We start from the raw sequence: 17242 nt of genomic DNA on the forward strand, positions 1-17242 counted from the left end.
GAGACTTGGCGCGGCGAAGCATGGCATAGGCGGCCCATGACGCCTTCCAAGACCTACGCCGCCTTCCTGTTCGACATGGACGGCACCGTGCTCGACTCCATCGCGGTGGCCGAACGGGTCTGGGGCGCCTGGGCGCTGCGTCACGGTCTGGACGTCGAGGCCTTCCTGCCGACCATCCACGGCGTGCGCGCCGAGGAGACGATCCGCCGCCAGAACCTGACGGACATCGATATCGCGCTGGAGACCGAGGCCATCCTGCGGGGCGAGCTCGGCGATGTGGAGGGCGTGATCGCGATCCCGGGCGCCGAGGCCTTCCTGCGCGCCCTGCCGGCCGATCGCTGGGCCGTCGTCACCTCCGCCCAGCGCGAACTGGCCTTACGGAGGATGGCCGCCGCCGGCCTGCCCCTCCCCGCCGTGCTGATCACCGCCGAGGACGTCACGCGCGGCAAGCCCGCGCCGGACGGCTACGCCCTCGCCGCCCAGCGCCTGGGCGTCGCGGCCGACGCCTGCCTGGTCTTCGAGGACGCCCCCGCCGGCCTGCTGGCCGGCGAAGCGGCCGGAGCCGAGGTGGTCGTGATCACCGCCACGCACCGTCACCCGTTCGAAACCTCCCACCCCGTCCTCGCCGGCTACGAAGGCGTCAAGGTCGTGGTCGATCAGGACGGCCTGCGCCTGACGGTCGCTCCGGCCTAGAACAGCGAAAGCTGGTCGCCCGCCTTGGCCGGCACGGCGAACTGGGTCAGGTCCAGCGGGGGCAGCTTGTTGTCGAGCCCGAACCGGGTCCGCGCCAGGTGGAACCGCTGGCTCATTACCTGGGCCACGGGCCCCTCGCCGGTCATGCGCTTGCCCCATTCGGAGCTGTAGGCCGCGCCGCCGCGCATCTGGCGGACCAGCGACATCACCCGCTTGGCGCGGTCGGGATGCTCGGCCGCCAGCCATTCCTCGAACAGGTCCTTGATCTCCAGCGGCAGGCGCACGGCGACATAGCCGGCCGTGGTCGCCCCAGCCGCGGCGGCCGCTTCCAGCACCCCTTCCATCTCGTGGTCGTTCAGCGACGGGATGGACGGGGCGAACATCACCGTGGTCGGCACGCCGGCCGCCACGAGCTGGCGCACGGCGTCGACCCGGCGCTTGGGCGTGGCGGCGCGCGGCTCCATGCTGCGCGACAGGCGATGGTCCAGGCTGGTGATCGACACCGCCGCCCGCGCCAGCCCCGCCTGGCCCATCGGTCCCAGGATGTCGAGATCGCGGGTGATCAGGTTCGACTTGGTGATGATCGTGAACGGGTGGCGGAACCGCTGCAGGGTCTCGAGCACCGCCCGCGTCACCCGCAGCTTGCGCTCGTCGGGCTGGTAGGGATCGGTGTCGCCGCCGATATGGATGACCTTGGGGACGTACTTCGGCTTGGACAGCTCGCGCTCCAGCAGCTTGCCGGCCTCGGGCTTGAAATAGATCTTCGTCTCGAAATCCAGGCCCGGCGAGTGGCCCAGATAGGCGTGGGCCGGCCGGGCGTAGCAGTAGATGCAGCCGTGGCTGCACCCCCGATAGGGATTGATCGAGCTCTCGAAGCCGACGTCGGGGCTGTCGTTGCGGGCGATGATGGTCCGCGACTTCATCGGCTGGACCGTGGTGGCGATCTGGGCCGGCTCCTCCTCCTCGCCCCAGCCGTCGTCGAAGGCCTCGCTGACCTGGGATTCGAAGCGACCGGTGCGGTTGGACTTGGCCCCGCGCCCACGCGCGCTGGACGGCGGGTGACCAGGAAGATTGGCGGGAGCGACCATGGCCAGATCATGAACCGCAAACCAGAACATTTCAAGAACATATATCGCAAGACAACGCCTAACGCGAGCATGCCCGGCGCGCTCGTGTCGCCTCGGGGCCGTATCCCCTAGAGCCGGTTCTCGTCGAGGCAAGGAAAGGCACGGTGTTCAAGAGTTCAAATAACTACGGTTTCGATTAGAAAATAATCCCGGCAGTCACAAAAAATGACAATACAGCACAGCCCCCGTGAGCTCTGGAGCTTGACCACAACTACGTTCTACCCGCGCCATTGCGGCCTAGTATCGTCAATGCTAGCAAAATCGAAACTGGACCTGACGCGATCGACCGCGAAAGGTTTCGGACGAGAGGCGGCGAGCGGATCATGACTTCCACAGGCACGAACCGGACTTCCACCCTGCCCCGCGACCAGACCCTGATCCTGGCCGGCCTTGTCACCGCCGCCTCGCGCGCCTTCGACCGCGACCCCGATACGGCGCGGGAACTGGTGCAACGCGCCAGCCAGCTGCTGGAGGAAGAGGTCCAGCGCCTCACCCGCGACCAGCAGACGGGCAAGCTGGCGCCCTGGCAGGTGCGCACGGCGACCGACTTCATCGACCGCAACAGCGACCGCAACCTGCAGGTCCGGGACGTGGCCGCGGCGGTTCGCCTGAGCCCCAGCTACTTCTCGCACGCCTTCAAGGAAAGCTTCGGCCTGTCGGCCAAGAGCTACATCATCCAGCGGCGCATCGCCCGGGCCAAGCAGTTGATGCTGACCACCCGCGACAGCCTGGCCCAGATCGCCCTGGCCTGCGGCTTCTCCGATCAGGCCCACTTCTGCCGATCCTTCGGCGGGCTGGTGGGCCAGCCGCCCAGCCGCTGGCGTCGCAGCCACCTGGATCGCCCGACCGACGCCCCCGCCATGGCCGCCTGAATGCGCCCGTCTTTGCTCCTTTCCTCTTGTCCAAGGCGCACCGCGCACCAGATTTGAATCTCCTAGAGGAGATCGACTTGTCTTCACCGTTCCAAGGGCACGAGGTCGAAGCGCGGCTGCGCCCCGCCGCCAGCGCCTATGCTTTCGACCTCGATCACACGCTGTCTTCGGTCGTCGCCTTGGAATCCCGGGTTCCGGCCGACGCCTTCACGGCGCGCATCCTCGGGACCGAGCGGTTGGGCAACGGCGTGGTGATCAGCGAGAACGGCCTGGTGCTGACCATGGCCTATCTGATCACCGAGGCCAGCGAAGTCGTCCTGACGCTCAACGACGGCAAGCGCGTGCAGGCCCATGTCCTGGGCTTCGACGGCCAGACCGGGCTGGGCCTGGTCCAGGCGCTGGAGCCCCTGGGTCTGCCGGCGCTGCGGATCGGCTCGTCGAAGGTCCTGGAGTCGGGTAGTCCGGTGGTCATCGCCGGGGCCGGCGGACGCGCGCACGCGGCCGCCGGACGGGTGCTGACCCGCATGCCGTTCGCTGGCTACTGGGAGTATCTGCTGGACGAGGCGATCATCACCGAACCGGCCCATCCGCACTGGAGCGGCGCGGCCCTGATCGGCCCCGAAGGCGAACTGGTCGGCGTCGGCTCGCTCAGCCTGTCGGGCCAGTCGCGCGACGGCCTGGCCAAGCCCATGAACATGTTCGTGCCCGCCGAGCTGCTGCCGCCGATCCTGGACGACCTGGCGCGCGGCCGCCCCGCCCATCCGCCCCGCCCCTGGCTGGGCGTGTTCGCCCAGGAGACCGAATCCCAGGTCATCTTGGTCGGCGTGTCGCCGGGCAGCCCCGCCGCCCGCGCCGAACTGCACGCCGGCGACCTGATCCTGGCCGTGGCCGGCGACGAGGTCTCCGACCTGACGGAGTTCTACACCGCCCTCTGGGACCAGGGACCGGCGGGCGTCACGGTCCCGCTGCGCATCCAGCGCGAGCACGACGTGTTCGAGGTCGAGATCCGCTCGGTCGACCGCAACGCGCTGCTGAAGAAGCCCAGGCTCAACTAGCCGGCTCGACCGCCTCCTCACGACCTGAAATCCGCCCCGCCTTCGCGAGGGCGCTAAACGCTTTCGGCCGCCCGACAGCGCCTGTCGGCGGGCGTTTGCGATCGCTCGAGAGACAGGCCGCGACCGCCGCCGCGCGGTCGTCCCGACCCGCCGCTCACGATTGTTGAATGTTGTGGCTTGTATGACAATTCGGGCCGGTTTAATAAAACAAGTTAATTAAAGTGTGTTCCCGGCAGCGCAGCGGCGACCCAGTGTCGACCACCGCGCCCAGGGTCAAAAAAACACCGGGCGAGCACAGCCAAAGGCGTGCTGAAATTGGGAGAGGGAAAAAGTGAATAAGAAGAAGATGTTGCTGGTCTCGACCGCAACGGTGGCCTGGGCGTCCAGCCTGTTCGTGGCGGCGGCGCAGGCCCAGACCAGCGGGGGCGAAACCAAGGACTCCGCCGAACAGATTTCCGAAGTCGTCGTCGTGGGCCAACGCAAGGCCATCCAGACGGCGCAGGAACTGAAGAAGAATTCCGAACAGATCGTCGATTCGATCACCGCCGTGGACATCGGCGGCCTGCCAGACCGCTCGGTCACCGAGGCGCTGCAGCGCGTGCCCGGCGTGACCATCGGTCGGACCACCCAGCCCCGCGACGTCGACCGCCTCAACGCCGAAGGCTCCGGCATCCAGATCCGCGGCCTGACCTGGGTCCGCTCCGAGCTCAACGGACGCGACATCTTCTCCGCGCGCGGCGGCCGGGCCATCTCGTGGGAAGACGTGACGCCCGAGCTGTTCGCCGGCGTGGACGTCTACAAGAACCCGTCGGCCGACATCGTCGAAGGCGGCTTGGGCGGCACGGTGAACCTGCGCACGCGCATGCCGTTCGACCAGACCAAGCGCCAGTTGGCCTTCTCGGCCGACTACACGCGCGGCGACCTGCGCAAGGAAGGCACGCCGTCGGGCAGCCTGCTCTACAGCGACCGCTTCGACACCCCGGACGGCGGCGAGTTCGGCGTGCTGCTCAGCCTTTCCAGCTCGAAGCTGAAGACGGCGGTGAACACCATCGCCATCGACCCGTACGACGCCCACGGGGTCGGGGTCCAATCGTCCTATGACGGCGGAAGCACGTTCAACTTCAACGGCGACAACTCGATCGCCGGCCAGCCCCTGAGCCGCGTCTTCGTGCCGGTCGGCATCCAGTACCGCAACAACCTCCAGGACCGGAAACGCGAGGGCTACTACGCGGCCTTCCAGTACCGGCCCAACGAGAACCTCGAGTTCTACACCACCTTCTTTCGCACCGAGGCCAAGCAGACCTTCCAGGACCGCTTCGCCCAGACCTCGGCCTGCTGCTCGGCGACCAACAACCAGTCGTTCGTGGTGGGACCGGCGGCCGGCACCACGTTCAAGTACGACGCTGACGGCAACTTCCTGAGCGGCCAGCTGGTCGACGGCGGCGGCGGCGGCAACGGCGTGGCCAACTCGTTCCTGCTGAACCTGGGCACCCGCTACGGGACCGTCGAGGACAACACCAACGACGTCTCGGCGGGCTTCACCTGGTCCAACGACCGGTGGGTCGTGAACGGCGACCTGCAGTACGTCTATTCGCACCGCGAAGGTAAGGACCTGACGGTCTACAACACCATCACCCAGCCCGGCGGGTTCGGCCTGGACCTGACCGGCAAGCTGCCGAAGATCACCATGACGAACGCCACGGGCAATCCGTCGATCTTCAATCTCTACGCCGCGATGGACCACCTCGACGACAACGACGCCCGGGAATACGCGGGCAAGTTCGACGCCACCTACACCTTCGACGACGACTCGCTGATCAAGGACTTCAAGATCGGCGCCCGCGCCACCTCGCGCGACGCGACTTCGCGCGACGCGGGCTACAACTGGGCGCTCATCTCGGCGCCGTGGGCCACGCGGGTCACCGCCACGGCCGACAAGTACACCCAGCACCAGGAGACGGTGGCCTTCGACAACTTCTTCAAGGGCGACGTCTCGGTGCCGGGCCTGATCATGCCGGGGTTCGACCTGGCGCGCAGCACCTCGGGGCTGGCGACCTATCTGGACCAGGTGGTGTGGAACGGCCCCGTCCCCGGCGGCGGGCCGGCCTATAACGACGGCGAGTACGGCTATTACCCGCCGGGCGGCCCGAACGGCACGATCCCGTCCTGGGGCGCGGCCGGCGGGACGTACAGCCCGTTCAAGCAGGGCACCATGATGAGCTACATGCCCATCTGGGCCGCGCCGACCGGCAGCATCAACTACTGGCAGCCGCTCGACGGCGTGAACTCCAGCTACGCCAATTCCGGCGGTCGCGGCACCAACCGCCAGTGGGAGAAGACCGGCGCGATCTACGCCAAGGTCCGCTTCGGCGGCGACAACCTGCCCATGACCTGGGGCGGCGAGGCGATGAGCTGGGACGGCAACTTCGGCCTGCGGGTCGTCAAGTCCAAGGTGGACGGCCAAGGCTATGGGACGGTCGGCTATATCGACCCCGCCCAGAAGCGCTTCGCCTCGCCCGCCGCCCAGGCCAAGATCGACTTCGCCGACGGCCAGCCCTTCGCCTCGGTCGGCGGCAGCGAGTACACCGACGTCCTGCCCAGCCTGAACCTGCGCCTGAAGGCCAAGCCCAACGTCTTCTTCCGCTTCGCCGCCTCGAAGAACATCGTCCGACCCGACTTCTTCCAGCTGGACCCGTCGGTCTCGATGTCGGCCACCCTGCAGTCGCGCAACGCCACCGCGGCCGACAACATCATCAACCCGACGACCGGAACGCCCTACACCCAGGCCCAGCTGGACACGGCGGCGGCCGGCGGCCAGGCGGTGCAGTACCACACCGACGTCGCCTTCGGCTTCTACTCGGGCAATCCCAACCTCAAGCCGATGCGCGCCAACTCGTACGACCTGTCGGGCGAGTGGTACTTCCGCGGCGGCATGCTGTCGGCGGGTCTCTTCAAGAAGGACGTCTACGACTACATCCAGTCGACCCAGACCTTGATGACCATCACCAAGGACAACGGCGAGTCCGTCCAGGCGGTCGGGACCGTGCCCCAGAACATGGGCCATGGCGAAATCTACGGCGTCGAGCTGCAGTATCAGCAGTTCTATGACTTCCTGCCGGGCGCCTTAGGGGGCCTGGGCACGGAGCTCAACGCCACCATCCTGGACAGCAAGGGAACCGCGAACGCCACCAGCAGCACCACCGACGCTTCGCAGATCAACGCCTCGAAGCTGGACCTGCCGCTGGAACAGTTGTCGCGCTACACCTACAACGCCACGCTTCTGTACAGCAAATACGGCATCGACGCCCGCCTGGCCTACAACTGGCGCTCGCGTTACCTGATGAGCGCCTCGGCCTCGAACCTGATGGTGCCGGTCTATGCCGAGGACTACGGCCAGCTGGACGGCTCGATCCTCTACTCGGTCACGCCGCAGGTGAAGGTGGGAATCCAGGCGGTCAACCTGCTCAACACCAAGTACGAGCTGGAGATGGACCAGCGGGATTCCTGGTTCCTCGGCACGCAGGGGAACTTCTCGGAGTCCCTGGTCCGCAAGCACAGCTGGACCGTGAGCGATCGCCGCGTGTCGTTCATCGTCCGCGGGACTTTCTAGCCCCAGGCTGATCTTCTGGACCAAAGGCCCCGCCGGCTCGCCGCCGGCGGGGCCGACTTCCAACGACACAAGAAGGCGGCATGGGAAACCCTGGGAAAATCTCGCACCTGGTGATCGCCGGCGGCGGCACCGCCGGATGGATGGCCGCGGCCTTCTTCTCCAAGATCTTCCCGCCGCACCACATGCGGATCACCCTGGTGGAGTCCGCCGAGATCGGCACGATCGGCGTCGGCGAGGCCACGATCCCGCCGATCACCTTCTTCAACCAGGTGATCGGCGTCGACGAGGCCGACATGCTGTCGGCCACCCAGGGCAGCTTCAAGCTGGGCATCGAGTTCGTCGGCTGGCGCGAACCCGACCACCGCTACATCCACCCGTTCGGGTCCTTTGGCGGGCCGATCAACGGGGTGTCCTTCCACGCCTATTGGCTGCGGGCGCGCAAGCTCGGCTACCGGCCCGATCTGGCGGAGTTCTCGCTCAGCGCCCTGGCCGCCAAGGCCGGCCGCTTCGACTGGCGCGTGGACGACCCGCGCGATCCCCGCGCGGCCATGGCCCACGCCTACCACTTCGACGCCTCGCTCTACGCCAGGCTGCTGCGGCGGGTCGCCGAGGGCCGTGGGGTCCAGCGCCTGGAGCGGACCATCCGCGAGGTGAACCTCGATCCGCTGGACGGCGCGATCGCCTCGCTGCTGCTCGACGACGGCCAGGCGCTGGAGGGCGACTTCTTCATCGACTGCTCGGGCTTCCGGGCGCTGCTGATCGAGGGCGCGCTGGGGGTCGGGCACGAGGACTGGTCGGCGCTGCTGCCGGCCGATCGCGCGGTGGCCGTCCCATCGACCCGGTACGAGGATCCCATCCCCTACACCCGCGCCACCGCCCTGGCCGCCGGCTGGCAGTGGCGCATCCCGCTGCAGCATCGCACCGGCAACGGCTATGTCTATTCCAGCGAGCACATCGGCGACGACCAGGCCGCCGAGACCCTGCTGGCCAACCTGGCGCGCGAGCACCCCGACAACAAACCCGAGGCCGATCCGCGCTTCCTAAGGTTCAAGACCGGGCGGCGCAGGCAGTCGCGCTTCAAGAACTGCGCGGCCATCGGCCTGTCGAGCGGGTTTCTGGAGCCCCTGGAATCGACCTCGATCCACCTGATCCAGCATGGCCTGATCAAGCTGGCGGCCAGCTTCCCGCAAGCGAAGAACGATCCGGCCGCCGCCGATCTCTACAACCGGATCATGGGCGAGGAGATGGAGCAGATCCGCGACTTCCTCGTCTATCACTACCATGTCAACGGACGGGTCGGAGAGCCGTTCTGGGACCGCATGCGCCACATGCCGATCCCGGAGTCGCTGCGGGACAAGATCGAGCTGTTCCGCACCCGGGGCCTGACCATCTTCCCCGGCCAGACGATCTTCCAGGAGCCGAACTGGCTGGCGATCATGATGGGTCAGGGCCCGGAGCCGGAGGGCTATGACCCGCTGGCCGACCTGATGGACGACGGAACCCTGGCCGGAAACATCGAGCACGTCCGCGCGATCTGCCGTCAGGTCGTCGACCAGATGCCGCTCCACGCTCAGGTGCTGGAGCGCTACGCGAACAAGACCGTCACGGCCTGACAGGCCTGCCGCCCCAAGAGGAAACACCCATGTCCACGCCGCTCAAGCGCTTCGCCGCCGTCTGCCTGATGACCAGCGCCCTGGCCCTGGCCAGCGCTCCGCTCGCCATGGCCGCCGACAAGGATCCGCCGCCGCGCGTCGCCAACGGCCTGGCCCAGAAGCCGCCGATGGGCTGGAACAGCTGGAACAAGTTCGCCTGCAACATCGACGAACAGACCGTCCGCCGCATGGCCGACGCCATGGCCTCGAACGGCATGAAGGCGGCCGGCTACGAGTACATCGTGATCGACGACTGCTGGCACGGCGCCCGCGACGCCGGCGGCTTCATCACCTACGACGCCAAGCGGTTTCCCGGCGGGATCAAGGCGCTGTCCGACTATGTGCACGCCAAGGGGCTGAAGTTCGGCATCTATTCGGACGCCGGCCGGCTGACCTGCGGCGGCCGGCCGGGCAGCCAGGGGCACGAGTACCAGGACGCCAAGACCTATGCCGACTGGGGCGTGGACTACCTCAAATACGACTGGTGCTCGACCGGCACGCGCAACGCCGAGGAGGCCTACACCCTGATGGCTGACGCCCTGCGCGAGACCGGCCGCGACATCGTCTTCTCGATGTGCGAGTGGGGCACGGCCAAGCCCTGGCTATGGGCCCAAAACGTCGGCAACCTGTGGCGCACCACCGGCGACATCACCGACAAATGGGACGGCAAGCACGACTACGCCCTGGGCGTCCTGCGCATCGTCGACCTCAACGAGCCGCTCTACCCGTTCGCCGGCCCTGGCCACTGGAACGATCCGGACATGCTGGAGGTCGGCAACGGCGGCCTGACGACCACCGAGTACCAGTCGCACTTCAGCCTGTGGGCCCTGATGGCCGCCCCGCTGATCGCCGGCAACGACATCGCCAACATGGATGAGGCCACCCGCGCCATCCTCCTGAACAAGGAGGTCATCGCCGTGAACCAGGACGCGATGGGCGTGCAAGGCCGCCGCATCCGCGACGACGGCGACCTGGAGGTCTGGTCCAAGCCGCTGGCCGACGGCGGCCGCGCGGTGATCCTGTTCAATCGGAGCGCCGGGAGCCAGTCGATCGCCGTGAACTGGACCGAACTCGGCTACCCCGCCAGCCTGTCGGCCGAAGTCCGCGACCTCTGGGCCAAGAAGGGCCTGGGCAAGATGAAGGGCCGCTTCGCCGCGTCCGTGCCCTCGCACGGCGTGGTGATGGTCAGGATCGCGCCCTAGACGGCCTCTAGGGGCTGGGAATGAGGTCGGGGGCCGGGCATGACGTTATAGTTCTGTCCTCCAGGCGCACCGAAGGGTCCTAAGTCCATGCCCAGCATCGTCCGGCGCCCCGAGCGCTCTGGCGAAGTCTTCTCCCGGCGTGAGGTGGCCCTGCTGGCCGACCTGCCTCAGAGCGTGGCCGACCGCGCGATGGCGGGGCGGGTCCTCGTGGCGGACGCCGGCCGGGCCCGCCACCCTGCCCTGCGCTTGCTCCCCGAGTTCGCCGCGCCGTTCGTGGCCGTCATGGGCGGGCTGAAACTGCCCCTGGCCGCTCCCGTCCGCCGCAAGCTCGCCCTCACCCTGGCGCAGCTCGACCTCAAGGCCTTGTCCGAGGCGCGGTTCGAGATCGAGCGCGGGGTCTGGCTGGATCTGTCGTTGCTGGCCTATCCCGCCGCGCGGCGCGCACGGCGCTATCTCGAGATCTGCGGCCAGGCCCTGGACACCCGCGCCGGCTCGGCCCAGGCCTGGGTGGCTCCGCTGGGCATCCTGCTGGTCGACTTCCTCGCCGCCCCGGTCACCGGCGGACTCGATTCGGAAACCCTCTGGGCCCTGACGCTCTACGGCCTGGCGCATGGGATCGGTCCGGGCGGCTGACGCCGCCGGCGTCTCGAAAGCACCGATAGGCTGAAGAAATGGAGGCCCGGCCCGGAATCGAACCGGGGTGCACGGATTTGCAATCCGCTGCGTCACCACTCCGCCACCGGGCCATCCGGGTCAACGCAAAGAAGCGTCGGCGAAGAGGTCGGTTCGAATACAGGAGCCCGCCGCGCTAGGCAATGGCCATGAGCCGGTTGGTCACAGGGTCTTTTCGAGCAGCAGCGCCTTGGTCAGGAAGGCCTGGTCCTGTCCGGCCACGCTTAGCCCCGCCGCGCCGAACAGGGCCGGCAGGTCGGCCTGGGCGTAGGTTGAATAATACGGTTCGTGGAAATAAGCCGGAAAGGCCTCCAGCAGCCGCGACAGGTCGGGCTCGTCGGCGGGCTGCACGGAATCGGCGAAGGCCAGCACGCCGCCGGGCTTGAGCACCCGGGCGATCTCGGCGACCACCACCGGACGCACGCGCGGCGGCAGCTCGTGGAACAGATAGACGCAGGTCACGGCGTCCAGGCTGGCGTCGGCGAACGGCAGCTGTTCGGCATTGGCCTGCACCCCGCCCCGGCCCGAGCGGCTGCGGGCGGCGGCCAGATAGGCCCGCGACAGGTCCAGCCCGCCGATGGCGGCGCGGGGAAAGGCCGCGTCCAGGTCGCCGAGGAACGCGCCCGAGCCGCAGGCCAGGTCGAGCACCCTCAAGCCCCGCTGGTCCTTGCCGCGCCAGTGGCGGGCCAGCAGCGACAGGGCCCGGCGGCGCATGGCCCCGGCCGCGCCGGAGAACAGCGCCTCGACCTGGGCCTCGTAGCGGCGGGCGCTGGCGTCGGTGAACCAGCCTCCCGACTGATAGTGGAAGTTCTGCCGGTAGTAGTTGGGATAGCCTTCGCTCTCGGGCTCGTCCCGCACCTCGACGCCGTCGCCCCGGCGGCGGCGCTGGTCGACGGCCCGGGCGTCGGCGATGACGTCCAGCGCTTCGCGGAAGGCGTCCGCGGGATTGCGCGGGCCGTCCCCGGTCGGCGGATAAAGGCCGGCCGCGACGTCGGCGGCGTCCTTGTCGAAGGCGGTCAGATAGGCCTTGCGCAACCGGGCGGCCGAGACCGGCGGGCCCTGGGGTTCGAACCGGGTCTTGGCCGCGCCGCGGGTGGGCTGGGCCAGGGCGCGGGTCACGCCGCCGGCGGCGGTCCACCAGGCGGCCTTGACGGCGGCCTTGGCCCGCTGGCTGGCCCCGTCGAACGCGAAGGCGCCGCGCCCCTTGGGGCCCAGTCCCTTGGGAATCTCTTCCCGGGGCTCGCCCGACTTGCCCGATCGCTCGTCCATGGCCGTCTCCAAGGACGGTCCGCCTTTCGGAAGAGGCGTCGTCCTACCGCGAAAACACTCCGACCAGCTCAATATGCGGCGACCACAGGAACTGGTCCACCGGCAAGACCCGCTCCAGGCGGAAGCCGGCGTCGGTCAGCAGCTTGGCGTCGCGGGCGAAGGTCGCCGGATTGCACGATACGCCGACCACGCGGGCCACCTTGGACTTGGCGATCTCGACGTGCTGCTCGTAGGCCCCGGCCCGGGGCGGATCGAGCACGGCCACGTCGACCTTGTTCAGCTCGGTCGACAGCATCGGCCGGCGGGTCAGGTCGCGGGCTTCGGCGGTGATCGCCTTCAGGCCGTTGGCCGTACCGACCGCGCCCTTCAGCGCGGCGATGGCGAGGGCCGAGCTGTCGGCGGCGTGCACCCCGCCGATCTCGGCCAGGCGGAAGGTGAAGGTGCCCACGCCGCTGAACAGGTCGACGATCCGCGAGGCGCCCTGGGCCGCCTCGACAGCGAACTCGACCATGGCCTTCTCGGCCTGGGGCACGGCCTGCAGGAAGCTGCCGGCCGGCAGCGAGACGACGGCAGGACCCAGCTTCACCATCGGCTGGCGGGCCATGTAGATCATCTCGCCGGCCATGGTGACCCGGGCGAAGTCATGCTCGCCGGCGATCATCGCGGCGCGAACCCGGGCGTCGGCCGAAAGACCGCCGCTCTTGGCCTCGACGCCGGTGATGTCGATGTCCAGACCCGTGGCGGTCAGGGTGACGTGCAGGGTCGGGGCCGACTTGGGGTGCTCCAGGAACGGCGCGGCCAGGCGGGCCAGGGCCGGAAAGGCCGCGACCAGCTTGGGATGGGTGACCGGGCATTCCTCGATCTTCACCAAGTTCCAGGAGCGGCGCTCCTTGAAGCCCAGCCGCGCCCCGCCCTTGCCGCCCCGGGCGTGCAGGGCGACGCGGCGGCGCGAGGCCGGCGGCGAGGCGAAGGTCGGCAGGACCTCCGTCTCCAGTCCTTCGCGGGCCAGCTGGAACTGGATCTGCTCGCGCTTCCAATCCAGATACGGCTGGGCGTCCCAGTGCTGGAAGGCGCAACCGCCACAGACGCCGAAGTGCCGGCACGGCGGGATCACGCGATCGGCGCTGGGCTCCAGCACCTCGACCAGTTCGCCGCGATTGCCGGCCATCTCGGCGGTGATCAGCTCGCCGGGCAGGGTCAGGGGGACGAAAGAGCCCTCGGCGATGCCGTCGCCCTGGGCGCCGACCGCCTGGATCCTCAGTTCACGCATAAATAGTCCAATTCGTCTGGCGGAACCTTCACCGGGCGCCGGCCATTTCTGGTGATGATTTTCAAGGGGCGCGAGGCCCGCCATGCCCGCGCCATCATCGACGCAGACAAGATTTCGGACGCTCATAGCGCATTCGAAGCGAATGCGCGTGAACGAAGATGAACGGGTCGCTCAACAGCCGTTCATGAAGAGCTTGGCAAGTTGGGTCGGTAAGGCGGGTCGCGGTGAATCTCCGGGCCCGGTCGGAGGAGTTTCTTTCATGATGTTCAAGACCGTTCTCGGCGTCGCCGCCGCGGCCGCCCTCGCCGGCGCGCTGGCCCCGACGATGGCCTCGGCCCAAGCCTATGGCGCCTACGGCAACGCCGGCGCCTATGGCGGTGGCGGCAACTATGACAACAACGGCTACTACTACGATCCCTGCCGCCGCAGCACGACGCAGCGCGGCACGGGCGGCGGCCTGGCCGGGGCCGGCATCGGCGCGGCGATCGGCAGCGGCGTGGCCGCCAAGGGCGCCCGCACCGAAGGCGCCGTGCTCGGCGGCCTGCTGGGCGCGATCGCCGGTTCGGCCATCGGCCGCAACTCGGCCGCCTGCTCGCCGGGCGCCAATCCGCCCCCGCCTCCCCCGCCCGCCTACAACCAGGGCGCCTATAACGAGCCCGCCGACCGCGGCTACGACGATCGCGGCCGCTACGAAGACAGCCGCTATGGCGACCGTCGCGACGGCTACACCTACGAGTCCGAGCGCTCCTACAGCGTGACCGACAGCAGAACCGCCGGTGGGGCCGACGCCGCCGGCTGCACCCTGGCCGAAAGCCCGATCTATCTGCCCGACGGCCGGACCCAGAAGCGCTTCGTCCGCGTCTGCCCGGACGCCTCGGGCCGCTACCAGGTCGTCGACTAACCGACCCGATTTCTCATTCGATCTTCTTGGGGCCGCTGATCTTTGGATCGGCGGCCCTTTTTCTTGCCCCAAAACGCCGCTCTTCCCGGCGAAGGCCGGGACCCAGATGGAATGGCTTTAAGGCTGACGCCAAAGGCGCTGAGCTTATCCAACCCGCCACATCGCCACGGGATCTGGGTCCCGGCCTTCGCCGGGAAGAGCGGGTGAGATGCTAGTTTTTGATAGCCCACAATAAATGTTCGACCTGGCCGTCGCCGCCCGTGATCGGGCTGGGCGCCACGGCCTTCACCGTCCAGCCCGACGCCTCGACGAAGGCGCGGACCGAGGCGATGCAGTCGTCGATGATCGCCGGATCCTTGACCAGCCCGCCCTTCCCCACCCGGTCGCGGCCGGCCTCGAACTGCGGCTTGATCAGGCTGACCAGGTCCGCGCCCGGCTCGGCCAGGTCCAGGGCCACGGGCAGGCACTTCTCCACCGAGATGAAGCTGACGTCGCTGACGACCAGGCCCGGCGCCTCGTCCAGGTGACCTTCGTCCAGCACCCGGGCGTCGACGCCCGAGCGGTCGACCACGCGCGGATCGGCGGCGATGCGGGGATGCAGCTGCTCACGGCCGACGTCGACGGCGTAGACCTTGGCCGCGCCCTTCGACAGCAGCACCTCGGTGAAGCCGCCCGTCGAGGCCCCGACGTCCAGGGCGATCTTGCCCTCGACGACGATGGGCCACAGCTCCAGGGCGTGGACCAGTTTCAGGGCCCCGCGTCCCACCCACGGGAAGGCGGCGACGCCTTCGAGCACGGCGGTCTGCTCGAGCTCCTGCGAGGGCTTGGTGATCACCTTGCCGTCGGCCTTGACGGTTCCGGCCTCGATGGCGGCCCGGGCCTTGGCCCGGCTGTCGAACAGGCCGGTCTCGACCAGCAGTACGTCGGCGCGTTTGCGTTTCATCCGGGGGCTGTAGCACGACTTGCGGAGCCGGCGCCCTTGGGTTCACAGTGAACACTGATCACCGACGCGCTCCAGACGTCGGACCCAGAGGGGGAAACTCATGATGTCCAGACGTCAGGGCCTGGTGGCCGGCGCCGCCGCGATCGCCGCCGCCGCTTCCGAGGCCGCCGCCAAGCCGGCCGCATCCTCCGCCCCCTGGACGCCCGACGCCGTCGAGATCGCCGGCCGCATCCGCCGCAAGGAGGTCAGCGCGCTGGAGGTGACGGAAAAGGCCGTGCGCGACGCCGAGGCTCTGCAGCCCAGGCTGGGCTTCCTGGTCACCCCCGACTTCGACCGCGCCATCGACAAGGCCAAGCGCCTGGACGCAGGCACGGCCCCGCTGGCCGGCCCGTTCGCGGGCGTGCCGTTCCTGGTCAAGGACCTGGACGACTATGTCGGCCTGCCCACCTACAGCGGCTCGCGCGCCATGCTGCGCAATCCGCCGGCCAAGACCCAGGACGGCTATGTCGACTGTTTCGACAAGGCCGGGCTGATCGTCATCGGCAAGTCGTCGACGCCGGAATACGGCTTCCTGCCGACCACCGAACCGGTCGGTTTCCCGCCGACCCGCAATCCCTGGAACCCGGCCCATTCCAGCGGCGGCTCGTCCGGCGGGGCGGCGGCGGCGACGGCGGCCGGGGTCACGGCCTTCGCCCACGCCAGCGACGGCGGCGGTTCGATCCGCATCCCGGCCTCCAACTGCGGCCTGTTCGGCCTGAAGCCCTCGCGCGGCCGGATGGTGCTGGGCCGTCCGGCGCAGCGCGGGGTCGACCTGTCGGTCTATCATTGCGTCAGCCACAGCGTCCGCGACAGCGCCACCCTGCTGGCGGCGACCGAGCGCCAGGGGCCCGAGGCGATCCTGCCGCCGATCGGCGTGGTGACGGGTCCCGACAAGCGACGGCTGCGGGTCGGGCTGGTGGTCGAGACCATGCTGGGCGCCCAGCCCCATCCCGAAGTGCGCGCCGCCACCGAGAACGCCGCCAAGCTGATGGAGTCGCTGGGCCACAAAGTCGAGACGACGAAGTGGCCGGTGGACGGCGCCGCCTACGCCCAGGACTTTCTCGCCTTGTGGGCCAGCGGGGCGGCCGAACTGGTCGACGCGGTCGGCAAGGCGATCGGCAAGCGGCCGGATGACACTCTGCTGGAGCCGTTCACCCTGGCCATGGCCGAACTGGTCGGCCAGATGCCGCCGGACGGCCTGCGCAAGGCGGTGGCCGACCTGAACGCGGCGGGCCAGGCCTATGACCGCTGGTTCGACCGGTACGACGTGATCGTCTCGCCCGTCCTGGGCCTGCCGCCGGCCCCGCTGGGCTGGGTGTCGGGGACGGTCGACATCCCCCACCTGACCGAGCGCCTGAACGCCTATGTGGGCTACACCACCCTGCACAACGTGGCCGGGGCGGCGTCGATGAGCGTGCCCCTGCACTGGACCGCCGACGGCCTGCCGGTGGGCGTGCAGTTCGCCGGGCGGGTCGGAGCGGAGAAGACGCTGCTCCAGCTCGCCTACGAACTGGAAGCGGCCCAGCCCTGGGCTTGGCGGAAACCGCCGGTGAGCGTCTAGGCTTCGTTCCTGGCGCGCACGTCCCGCAGGATGTCGCGCACCAGGTCGAAGTCGATGGCGCCCGGCTTGCGGTAGCGGATGCAGCCCTTGCCGCAGTCGGCGGCGCCCGCCAGGCGGTCGGCGAACTTGGTCACGGCCGTCTCGCCGGCATAGAAGGCGACGTACTGCTTCTGATTGTTGAAGCAGATCACCGGCGGCCCCGGCGGGCCGTAGCCGGGCATGCCATAGGTCATGCCCTCGCCCCAGCCGGCCAGTTCCTCGCGGCACAGCTGGCGAAGGCGCTCGAGAGCGGGCCGGCGATCGTCGCCGACCTCGGCCATGAAGGCGTCGACGCTCACCGCTTTCGACTGGACCATCGCCGCCTCCTGACCAGGGG

Annotated in this window: 14 protein-coding genes and 1 tRNA gene; 9 read left to right on the forward strand and 6 right to left on the reverse strand. The window is 68.9% G+C overall.

Annotated features, from left to right (window positions below; all coding sequences use genetic code 11):
* The first annotated feature begins 36 nt into the window (after nucleotides 1-36).
* Complete coding sequence (locus AC1DYP_RS00070) at nucleotides 37-693, forward strand: HAD-IA family hydrolase (protein WP_477044589.1); 657 nt, start codon at nucleotides 37-39, stop codon at nucleotides 691-693.
* Here the strand turns inward: AC1DYP_RS00070 and AC1DYP_RS00075 are convergent.
* Complete coding sequence (locus AC1DYP_RS00075; protein WP_477044590.1) at nucleotides 690-1781, reverse strand: PA0069 family radical SAM protein; 1092 nt, start codon at nucleotides 1779-1781, stop codon at nucleotides 690-692. The genes AC1DYP_RS00070 and AC1DYP_RS00075 overlap by 4 nt on opposite strands.
* Before the next feature lie 362 nt (nucleotides 1782-2143).
* On the opposite strand from AC1DYP_RS00075, the gene AC1DYP_RS00080 reads away from it, so the two are divergent.
* The 6 genes from AC1DYP_RS00080 (at nucleotide 2144) to AC1DYP_RS00105 (ending at nucleotide 10844) form a co-directional block, all read left to right on the forward strand.
* Nucleotides 2144-2692 (forward strand): helix-turn-helix domain-containing protein, encoded by a 549-nt coding sequence (locus AC1DYP_RS00080; protein ID WP_477044591.1) that lies wholly within the window; start codon nucleotides 2144-2146, stop codon nucleotides 2690-2692.
* A 77-nt stretch (nucleotides 2693-2769) separates the two neighbouring features.
* Complete coding sequence (locus tag AC1DYP_RS00085; protein ID WP_477033287.1) at nucleotides 2770-3747, forward strand: S1C family serine protease; 978 nt, start codon at nucleotides 2770-2772, stop codon at nucleotides 3745-3747.
* Between the two features lie 331 nt (nucleotides 3748-4078).
* Nucleotides 4079-7357, forward strand: a complete 3279-nt coding sequence (locus tag AC1DYP_RS00090; protein WP_477044592.1) for a TonB-dependent receptor — start codon at nucleotides 4079-4081, stop codon at nucleotides 7355-7357.
* A gap of 80 nt (nucleotides 7358-7437) precedes the next feature.
* Nucleotides 7438-8970 (forward strand): tryptophan halogenase family protein, encoded by a 1533-nt coding sequence (locus AC1DYP_RS00095; RefSeq protein WP_477044593.1) that lies wholly within the window; start codon nucleotides 7438-7440, stop codon nucleotides 8968-8970.
* A 29-nt stretch (nucleotides 8971-8999) separates the two neighbouring features.
* Complete coding sequence (locus tag AC1DYP_RS00100) at nucleotides 9000-10211, forward strand: glycoside hydrolase family 27 protein (protein ID WP_477044594.1); 1212 nt, start codon at nucleotides 9000-9002, stop codon at nucleotides 10209-10211.
* Nucleotides 10212-10298: 87 nt separating this feature from the next.
* On the forward strand, nucleotides 10299-10844 hold the full coding sequence (locus AC1DYP_RS00105; protein ID WP_477044595.1) for a hypothetical protein: 546 nt from the start codon (nucleotides 10299-10301) through the stop codon (nucleotides 10842-10844).
* A 39-nt stretch (nucleotides 10845-10883) separates the two neighbouring features.
* Here AC1DYP_RS00105 and AC1DYP_RS00110 read toward each other — a convergent pair.
* The 3 genes from AC1DYP_RS00110 to AC1DYP_RS00120 all read right to left on the reverse strand — a co-directional run bounded on the left by AC1DYP_RS00110 (nucleotide 10884) and on the right by AC1DYP_RS00120 (nucleotide 13422).
* A tRNA-Cys gene (locus tag AC1DYP_RS00110) sits at nucleotides 10884-10957 on the reverse strand.
* A gap of 88 nt (nucleotides 10958-11045) precedes the next feature.
* The gene (locus tag AC1DYP_RS00115; protein ID WP_477044596.1) at nucleotides 11046-12152 is read right to left on the reverse strand and encodes a class I SAM-dependent methyltransferase; all 1107 of its coding nucleotides are present in this window, start codon (nucleotides 12150-12152) and stop codon (nucleotides 11046-11048) included.
* Between the two features lie 43 nt (nucleotides 12153-12195).
* On the reverse strand, nucleotides 12196-13422 hold the full coding sequence (locus tag AC1DYP_RS00120; RefSeq protein ID WP_477044597.1) for a class I SAM-dependent RNA methyltransferase: 1227 nt from the start codon (nucleotides 13420-13422) through the stop codon (nucleotides 12196-12198).
* 259 nt (nucleotides 13423-13681) lie between these two features.
* On the opposite strand from AC1DYP_RS00120, the gene AC1DYP_RS00125 reads away from it, so the two are divergent.
* Nucleotides 13682-14323, forward strand: coding sequence for a hypothetical protein (locus tag AC1DYP_RS00125; protein WP_477044598.1), 642 nt, complete (start codon nucleotides 13682-13684; stop codon nucleotides 14321-14323).
* Nucleotides 14324-14534: 211 nt separating this feature from the next.
* Here the strand turns inward: AC1DYP_RS00125 and AC1DYP_RS00130 are convergent, their stop codons facing one another.
* On the reverse strand, nucleotides 14535-15266 hold the full coding sequence (locus tag AC1DYP_RS00130) for a TlyA family RNA methyltransferase (protein WP_477044599.1): 732 nt from the start codon (nucleotides 15264-15266) through the stop codon (nucleotides 14535-14537).
* 100 nt (nucleotides 15267-15366) lie between these two features.
* Between AC1DYP_RS00130 and AC1DYP_RS00135 the strand changes: the two genes are divergently transcribed.
* Complete coding sequence (locus AC1DYP_RS00135; protein WP_477044600.1) at nucleotides 15367-16866, forward strand: amidase; 1500 nt, start codon at nucleotides 15367-15369, stop codon at nucleotides 16864-16866.
* Here AC1DYP_RS00135 and AC1DYP_RS00140 read toward each other — a convergent pair.
* A complete protein-coding gene (locus tag AC1DYP_RS00140; RefSeq protein ID WP_477033297.1) occupies nucleotides 16863-17222 on the reverse strand; it encodes a DUF1801 domain-containing protein in 360 nt (119 codons plus the stop codon). The genes AC1DYP_RS00135 and AC1DYP_RS00140 overlap by 4 nt on opposite strands.
* Nucleotides 17223-17242 lie beyond the last annotated feature (20 nt).

The sequence above is a fragment of the Caulobacter sp. P1_D6 genome, from assembly GCF_056406095.1.